General features: G+C 54.8%; 1 rRNA gene. It reads right to left on the bottom strand.

The features are described from left to right. Positions 1 to 225: 225 nt before the first annotated feature. Positions 226 to 1,745, bottom strand: a 16S ribosomal RNA gene (locus tag IFT36_RS15925). Between the last annotated feature and the right edge of the window lie 212 nt (positions 1,746 to 1,957).

Genomic DNA, 1,957 nt, shown 5'->3' with positions numbered 1-1,957 from the left:
AAAAGCATGGGTGCTTGGTCCCTCAGGACCCAACAGCGTGCACGCCCCCCACCTCGAACACCCTCACCTTCCAGACACCCGAAGGTGCCGTACTAGCGCTGATGCTCTCCGCGAAGAGCCATTGTCAATGTTCCACCCATGAGCGCCGGCCGAAGACATTCGCTTCGAAACCGACTTGACTCGTTGACCCCCGTGTATACCGCGGGGCGAGTACATGCTCCTTAGAAAGGAGGTGATCCAGCCGCACCTTCCGGTACGGCTACCTTGTTACGACTTAGTCCTAATCACCGATCCCACCTTCGACAGCTCCATCCACAAGGGTTAGGCCACTGGCTTCGGGTGTTACCGACTTTCATGACTTGACGGGCGGTGTGTACAAGGCCCGGGAACGTATTCACCGCAGCGTTGCTGATCTGCGATTACTAGCGACTCCGACTTCATGAGGTCGAGTTGCAGACCTCAATCCGAACTGAGACCGGCTTTTTGGGATTCGCTCCACCTTACGGTATCGCAGCCCTTTGTACCGGCCATTGTAGCATGCGTGAAGCCCAAGACATAAGGGGCATGATGATTTGACGTCATCCCCACCTTCCTCCGAGTTGACCCCGGCAGTCTCCTATGAGTTCCCACCATAACGTGCTGGCAACATAGAACGAGGGTTGCGCTCGTTGCGGGACTTAACCCAACATCTCACGACACGAGCTGACGACAACCATGCACCACCTGTATACCGACCTTGCGGGGCGACCATCTCTGGACGTTTCCGGTATATGTCAAGCCTTGGTAAGGTTCTTCGCGTTGCATCGAATTAATCCGCATGCTCCGCCGCTTGTGCGGGCCCCCGTCAATTCCTTTGAGTTTTAGCCTTGCGGCCGTACTCCCCAGGCGGGGAACTTAATGCGTTAGCTGCGACACGGAGACCGTGGAATGGCCCCCACATCTAGTTCCCAACGTTTACGGCATGGACTACCAGGGTATCTAATCCTGTTCGCTCCCCATGCTTTCGCTCCTCAGCGTCAGTTACGGCCCAGAGATCTGCCTTCGCCATCGGTGTTCCTCCTGATATCTGCGCATTCCACCGCTACACCAGGAATTCCAATCTCCCCTACCGCACTCTAGTCTGCCCGTACCCACTGCAGGCTGGGGGTTGAGCCCCCAGATTTCACAGCAGACGCGACAAACCGCCTACGAGCTCTTTACGCCCAATAATTCCGGACAACGCTTGCACCCTACGTATTACCGCGGCTGCTGGCACGTAGTTAGCCGGTGCTTTTTCTGCAGGTACCGTCACTTTCGCTTCTTCCCTACTAAAAGAGGTTTACAACCCGAAGGCCGTCATCCCTCACGCGGCGTTGCTGCATCAGGCTTTCGCCCATTGTGCAATATTCCCCACTGCTGCCTCCCGTAGGAGTCTGGGCCGTGTCTCAGTCCCAGTGTGGCCGGTCACCCTCTCAGGCCGGCTACCCGTCGTCGCCTTGGTGAGCCATTACCTCACCAACTAGCTGATAGGCCGCGAGTCCATCCTTGACCAAAATTCTTTCCAACTCCTAGCCATGCGGCTGAAGCTCGTATCCGGTATTAGACGCCATTTCTAGCGCTTATCCCAGAGTCAAGGGCAGGTTACTCACGTGTTACTCACCCGTTCGCCACTAATCCCTGGAGCAAGCTCCAGTTCATCGTTCGACTTGCATGTGTTAAGCACGCCGCCAGCGTTCGTCCTGAGCCAGGATCAAACTCTCCGTAAAAGAAAAAACAGCACAACCGGAATAGGCCATGACTGCTGAATTTGATGCTGACTAAAGAACAAAACAATCTGACGATTGTTGTTGTCCATCAATCTCAAAGAAACCTAAACACCACTCACAACCCCACCAAAGATGAAGCCACAAGCAATGCCAGGGTATAATTTGGCATTTGACAATGTGCACGCTGTTGAGTTCTCAAGGACCAAACGCAC

This window comes from Frigoribacterium sp. CFBP 13605 (assembly GCF_014839405.1).
Lineage (GTDB): Bacteria > Actinomycetota > Actinomycetes > Actinomycetales > Microbacteriaceae > Frigoribacterium.
Note: the sequence above shows the minus strand (reverse complement) of the source record. Positions and strands in the feature narration are given on the sequence as shown.